The 6,042-nt window shown below is 61.3% G+C and carries 8 protein-coding genes; 6 read left to right on the top strand and 2 right to left on the bottom strand.

Translation table 11 applies throughout. The features are described from left to right. Positions 1–76 precede the first annotated feature (76 nt). The 6 genes from QZM72_RS21335 to QZM72_RS21310 are packed head-to-tail and all read left to right on the top strand — an operon-like array spanning position 77 to position 5,036. Positions 77–304 (top strand): phage major tail tube protein, encoded by a 228-nt coding sequence (locus QZM72_RS21335; protein ID WP_301739129.1) that lies wholly within the window; start codon positions 77–79, stop codon positions 302–304. Between the two features lie 53 nt (positions 305–357). After that, complete coding sequence (locus QZM72_RS21330; protein WP_301739128.1) at positions 358–663, top strand: phage tail assembly protein; 306 nt, start codon at positions 358–360, stop codon at positions 661–663. A gap of 11 nt (positions 664–674) precedes the next feature. Next, entirely contained in the window at positions 675–791 is a 117-nt protein-coding gene (locus QZM72_RS21325) for a GpE family phage tail protein (RefSeq protein ID WP_212169552.1), read from the top strand. Further along, positions 784–3,438, top strand: a complete 2,655-nt coding sequence (locus tag QZM72_RS21320; RefSeq protein WP_301739127.1) for a phage tail tape measure protein — start codon at positions 784–786, stop codon at positions 3,436–3,438. Before QZM72_RS21325 ends, QZM72_RS21320 begins: the two co-directional genes overlap by 8 nt. 7 nt (positions 3,439–3,445) lie before the next feature. Beyond that, complete coding sequence (locus QZM72_RS21315) at positions 3,446–3,952, top strand: phage tail protein (RefSeq protein ID WP_301739126.1); 507 nt, start codon at positions 3,446–3,448, stop codon at positions 3,950–3,952. Between the two features lie 4 nt (positions 3,953–3,956). Then, entirely contained in the window at positions 3,957–5,036 is a 1,080-nt protein-coding gene (locus QZM72_RS21310) for a phage late control D family protein (RefSeq protein WP_301739135.1), read from the top strand. Between the two features lie 45 nt (positions 5,037–5,081). Here QZM72_RS21310 and QZM72_RS21305 read toward each other — a convergent pair whose 3' ends face one another. Continuing rightward, positions 5,082–5,375 carry a hypothetical protein gene (locus QZM72_RS21305; protein ID WP_301739125.1) on the bottom strand — a complete coding sequence of 98 codons (294 nt, stop codon included), beginning with the start codon at positions 5,373–5,375 and terminating at the stop codon, positions 5,082–5,084. Positions 5,376–5,419: 44 nt separating this feature from the next. Next, positions 5,420–6,040 (bottom strand): type VI secretion system amidase effector protein Tae4, encoded by a 621-nt coding sequence (locus QZM72_RS21300; RefSeq protein ID WP_301739124.1) that lies wholly within the window; start codon positions 6,038–6,040, stop codon positions 5,420–5,422. Between the last annotated feature and the right edge of the window lie 2 nt (positions 6,041–6,042).

Raw genomic sequence — 6,042 nt, 5'->3', positions numbered from 1 at the left:
GTGCGGTCCGCATTCGACTGGAAATCAGCAATGAATCAGTTTGCTATCCTGTTCGGAGAGCGATTTATGCAGGCGCGTGGGTAACACGTTGTTCAACCGCCTCGCCCACAAAAATGCGGACAGGTTCGATTTCGGCAATGCGAAAGCGGGTGACGACACCACGACGAAAGCAACGATGCCGCTCGCTTACTACAAGCTGTCCATCAACGGCGACACCGTGATCGAAATCGACGCGCAAAACTTCATCGAACTGACGGGCGGCAAGGATGCGCTCGCGCAGGTGCGAAAGATCATCGGCGTCTAAACCAAAGGCGCGGCGTGTCCGCGCGCTGACACTCACCATACGGAGAAACGATAGTGAAAGAACTGAACACGGAAAACACCCATACCCTCGACCAGCCGATCCGTCAGGGCGACAACGAAATCAAGGTGATCACGCTGCGCAAGCCGGGTTCCGGCGAACTGCGCGGCGTGTCGCTGTCCGATCTCGTGAACCTCGATGTGTCGGCGCTGCACAAGGTGCTGCCGCGTATCACCACGCCGACGCTCACCGAAGCCGACGTGTCGAAGCTGGACCCGGCCGATTTGCTGCAACTGGCAGGCATCGTCAGCGGTTTTTTTATGACGAAAGCCATGCGAGCAAGCATGGGCTCCCCGGCATAGTCGAGGACGCAATGGCAGACGTGGCGCTAGTTTTTAACTGGACGCCCGCTGTCATGGACGGGATGTCTGTTTCTGAACTGATGGATTGGCGCGAGCGGGCGCGAGTGCGATACGAACGGAATGAATAACGAACTGAAACTGCGCGTTGTGTTCGATATGGTCGATCGCATGACGCGCCCGATTCGCCAGACGCTCGCCGGTAGCAAAAGCCTGTCGCGCGCGCTCGCCGACACGAAGAAACAGCTTTCTGAACTGCAGAAGCAACAGAAAACCGTCGCCGTAGTCAAGGCCATCCGTGCCGAAATGGGGCAGACCGCTACGAAGCTGAAGGCGGCACAGGAGAAGTTCGCCGGGCTGCAAGCGCAGATCAAGGCGACGGAAAATCCCACAGTGCGGATGCAGAACGCGATGCGCCGGGCATCCGCGTCCGTCGCCACGCTCACGCAGCAACAGGAGAAGCAGCGGATCCGGCTTGGCGAGTTGAACGCGCGCATGCAGCAGGCCGGGCGTGGCACGCAAACGCTGACGGCATACGAGAAATCGTTGCAGTCGAGCATCGCGAAAACGAACGATACGATCGCGGAACAGGGGCGCCGGTTGCAGGCTGTGCATGGGCGCCGCGCGGCGCTCACGCCCGCACGTGATCGCCTTCAGGCCGCGCGCGGTGCGGCGGCCGAAATGGCGGTCGGCGGCTACGCGTCCCGCGCCGTCGGCGGTCGTGTACTCCGCGGGGTAGGTGCGGTGCTCGATGAGTCGAAGCACGCGAAGCTGGAAGAGGTGCGAATTCAAGCGCTCGGCGCCGGCGACCACGATACGGCGAAGGCGATCGATTTCGCACGGAAACACAAGTCCTACGGCGTCAGCACGACGGAAAACCTCACGCTCATGCGTGACGCCATGACGATCCTCAACGACGAGCATCACGCGGAAATGATTCTGCCGACGCTCTCAAAAATGAAGTTCGCGAACGATTCGCTGTTCGGCGCCGAGCAAGGCGGCGACAACGAACAGAAGTTCATCAACATGTTGAAGGCAATCGAACAGCGCGGCGGCACGAACGACGCCGCAACGTTCAATCGCGAAGCGAACATGGTGCAGAAGGTCATCACGGCGACCGGTGGGCGAGTCGGTGGCGACCAGTGGCAGGAGTTCATCAAGACGGGCGGCACGGCCGCCAAGATGCTGCGTTCCGATGCGTTCTATTTCCAGATGGAACCGTTGATTCAGGAAATGGGCGGCGACACGGTGGGTAGCGCGCTCATGTCTGGGTATCAGAACCTGATTGAAGGCCGCACGACGGTGCGCGCGACGCGCAAGCTCATGTCGCTCGGCCTGCTCAACAAAAAGAAAGTCGAGTTCGACAAGATCGGCCGCGTGAAGGCGTTCGCCGATGGCGCGCTGCTGAACACCGATCAGTTCAAGTCGTCGCCGTTCGAGTGGATGGAACAAACCCTGCTGCCGCTGTTTGAGAAGAAGGGCATCACGAAGGAACGCGACGTTCTCAGTGCGATCAGTTCGATTTTCACGAACCGTCGTGCGTCGAACCTGTTTGCCACGATGTTCCTGCAACGCAAGGCGATTCATAAGAGCGTTGCACTGAACGAGCACGCATACGATATCGACCAGGGGTTCAACGTCGGCCAGACGTTGCCGCAGGGCAAGGAAATCGACGCGTTGTCGAAGAAAGCGATTCTTGAAGAACAGCTAGGGTCGAAAATCCTGCCGCTGTATAACCGCGGGCTCGAAATGACCGCAAACCTGATCGAGCGTGTGAGCGGGTGGACCGAGCGGAATGCGGGCACGGCGCGGGCACTCGCGATCGGTCTGGCTGCGCTCGGCGCGGTGCTCGTGGTCGGTGGCTCACTGACGATCGGGCTCGCGGCAATTATCGGGCCGCTCGCGTTGACCCGGTACGGGCTGGCGATGCTTGGGGTTCAGGGCGGTTTGTTGCGCGTGACCTTGGGTATGTTGGGGAGTGCGTTCCGCATCTTCGGCACGGTGCTATTCACCGTGGGTCGCATGCTGCTGCTGACGCCGATCGGGTTGGCAATTACCGGGATCGCGCTCGCTGCCTTCCTGCTGATCCGGTATTGGGAACCGATCAAGGGGTTTTTCGGGGGCTTGTGGGCGGAGGTCAAATCAGCGTTCGACGGTGGTATTGGCGCGATCGTCGCGCTCATTCTGAATTGGTCGCCGGTCGGTCTTTTCTACCGCGCATTCGCGGCGGTTATGTCGTGGTTCGGTGTCGAGTTGCCTGCGAAATTTACCGAGTTTGGCGGCAACATGGTTGCCGGGCTCGTGAACGGCATCACGGGGGCGCTCTCTTCGGTTAAGTCGGCGATCACGTCGTTGGGCGACTCTGCTATCGGCTGGTTCAAAGAAAAGCTCGGCATTCATAGCCCGAGCCGCGTTTTTGCGGCGCTCGGCGGGTTTATCGGGCAAGGCGCGGCGCAGGGGATCGAGGGCGAACGCGCGAGCGTAGTTGGTGCTGCTGCCCGGCTCGCCGGGGCTGCGTCGATCACGTTCGGCGCACTGACGGCGAACGCTGCGCCGTCGCCGCGAGAAATGCGGCCATTGATCGACACCCGGCCGCCGCTGTCGGCCGCGAGCGCGGCGCCGTCGGCGTCAGTCGATAGCGGAACGCGGAATTACTACATCACGATCAACGTAGCGAATGGTGACAACGTGAAGGAATTCGAGGCGGCCGTGCGCCGTGTGATTGATCAGGTCGAGCGCGAGGATCGCCGCCGCGTCAGCTCGCGTCTGTCCGACTGAGGCCGCCATGCTGCTTTCTCTCGGACAGTTCGTTTTCGGCACGCTTACCGCGCCGTTCAGTGAAATGCAGCGTCGGCGCACGTGGAAGTTCGCGAGCAATTCGCGTGTGGGCGCCCGCGATGCGCGTCAGTTCGCCGGGGTGGGCGACGACACGTTCACGATGCAGGGCATGATCGCAACGGGCGTGCTCGGCTCGCCTATCTCGATGGACCTGATTTCAGAAATGGCGAACACGGGCGATGCGTACGTGCTGGTGGACGGGCGCGGCATCGTCTACGGCGCATACACGATCGACGAGCTACACGAAACGCACTCGTATTTCACGATCCTCGGCGTGCCGCAGAAAATCGAATTCACGCTGACGATCACGCGCGTGGACGATCGCGCACTCGCGGCTTCGGTTGACGGCGGCGCCGCGACGAGCGAGCCGACGAGTGGATCGCTCGACAAGGCGCCGCCGAGTGCGACACCGCCATACGTCAAACCGAAGAAGCCGAAAGCGAAGAAGGGTTAGGGCGATGACGGATTTTGTGCAATCGGCGAAGCTGCCGACGCGGCGACTCGTCCCATACGCTGACTACCGCATCACCCTCGACGGGCGCGACCTGTCGCGCACGATCGCGCCGTATCTCGTCTACCTCACGTTGAGCGAGTCACGCGCCGACGAAGCTGATTCGCTCAATCTCGTGTTGGACGATTCGCGCGGCGTTCTCGAACTGCCGAAGCGCGGCGCGGAACTGAAGCTGTCGATCGGGTGGGAGGGCGAAACGCTCGTTGACAAGGGCACGTTCACGATCGATGAATTCGAGTTCCACGGTGCGCCCGATCAGATCACAGTCAGCGCGCGTTCGGCGTCGATGACGGATGCCATGCACGAGCGGCGCGACAAAAGCTGGCACGGCCAGACGATCGGCGATATCGTCAAGACGATCGCCGCTCGGCACAAGCTGACGCCTGCGCTTGGCGACGCGCTCGCGAAAGTCAGGATCGTGCATATCGATCAGACGAGCGAAAGCGACATGTCGTTTTTGACCCGGCTTGCGAAACGGTACGACGCGGTGATGACGGTCAAGGATGGGCGACTGCTGTTCATGCCGATCGGGGCAGGCACGAGCGCGAGCGGTAAGCCTCTGCCGTCGCTGGAGATCCGGAAGGCGAAGGGCGATTCGTATCGCTATCACGTCTCGCAGCGCGAAAGCTACGCGTCGGTGCGCGCGCGTTGGCACACGTCGAAGAAGGGCAAGCAGGAATCCGTGATCGTCGGCGGCGAAAACAACCGCAGCACGAAGCTGTTGCCGGAAATCTACGGCTCGCGCGCTGATGCGGAGGCGGCGGCCAAGGCTGAATACGCGCGCACGCAGCGCGGACAGGCAACGTTCGATATGACGCTCGCGCTCGGCCGGGCCGACGTGTACCCGGAAATGACCGTGAACGCGAAGGGCTTCAAACCGGATATTGATTCAACGCCGTGGCTCGTGAAACGCGTTGTGTCGCGGATCGACGGTAACGGCGGGTTCACGTCATCGCTCGAAATGGAGATGCGCGACGACCCGACGACAGATCGGCACCGGACGCATTTCCGGCAGGGAGGAAAATAGAAAAAGCCCGCACACGTGCGGGCTTTTTTGTTGATCGCGATCGCGTCAGATATGCAGAATGCGAACCCCGATGAACCACAGTACCCATTGCGCGATCACCGCGCCGACAAGGTACGCGCCGACGATATGCGCCGGTCGGCGACGGGCAAACACGGAAAACCCAAGCGCGGCGAACAGGATTGGCGGGCCGAACAAGTAGACGAACAGATCGATTGTGGCGTGTGTCGTTGCGGCGCATGCGTCGACGCCGCCGCCGCATGTCCCGGCCGGTGGCGTACACCAATTTTTGATCACCGTGCATAGGCGAGAATCGACCGCGGACCACGCGATCACGCTCACGAGCCCCGCAATCGCAAATCCGATCGTTCCCAATAGGCGCCGCATTATTTGATTTCCCAGAAAAGGATCTGCTTCGAATTCCGAAGGTCGGACCACCCGAACGATGTTCCGGGCGCGAACGACTGAAAACCGAGCACCCGACTGAAGGTCGCGACCGCATCGGGCGCGCTGCTCACGGTCAGGCGCGAACCGTTCCACAGGTCGATGTGCCCGCCGCTCGCGTTCGCCGTGGCTTCGCCGTCACGTGTCCAGTAGCGCGAGAACTGGATTATGCCGGTGCGCCCCTTCACCTTCGACTCCCAATCGGCGCCGGTGATGTTTTCGGCCTTCGGTAGCCCGGCGAAGGGCTGATGCTCCAACCATTCCCCGAGTTCATCCGCGCGCGTTGCCGTCGGCTTTCCGTCGAGGATGATTCGACCGATGGTCGGTGAGCCGGACATGGGCTTTACCGTTTTCTGCGAAAACGACTTCATGCCGACGCCGACCCGATGCAAGGTGACGCTCATGCGAATGGCACACTGGTTCGTGTAGTCCGGATTGTCGTACGGGTTGCCGGAAGGGTAGGCGTCCCAAAGCTCTTTGAACGTGATCGCCTTCACGGGGATTTCTTTCTGCGAGCCCGCTTGGGTGTTCGTGTCGATCTTGGTTGGTTTCGTGTGCGGCATCG

Source organism: Burkholderia sp. AU45388 (assembly GCF_030481585.1).
Taxonomy (GTDB): domain Bacteria; phylum Pseudomonadota; class Gammaproteobacteria; order Burkholderiales; family Burkholderiaceae; genus Burkholderia; species Burkholderia sola.
Note: the sequence above shows the minus strand (reverse complement) of the source record. Positions and strands in the feature narration are given on the sequence as shown.

Coding starts and splice junctions, on each gene's coding strand:
- QZM72_RS21315 (WP_301739126.1), top strand. CDS start 3,446: ATGCTGCTTTCTCTCGGACAGTTCGTTTTCGGCACGCTTACCGCGCCG.
- QZM72_RS21310 (WP_301739135.1), top strand. CDS start 3,957: ATGACGGATTTTGTGCAATCGGCGAAGCTGCCGACGCGGCGACTCGTC.
- QZM72_RS21300 (WP_301739124.1), bottom strand. CDS start 6,040: ATGCCGCACACGAAACCAACCAAGATCGACACGAACACCCAAGCGGGC.
- QZM72_RS21320 (WP_301739127.1), top strand. CDS start 784: ATGAATAACGAACTGAAACTGCGCGTTGTGTTCGATATGGTCGATCGC.
- QZM72_RS21325 (WP_212169552.1), top strand. CDS start 675: ATGGCAGACGTGGCGCTAGTTTTTAACTGGACGCCCGCTGTCATGGAC.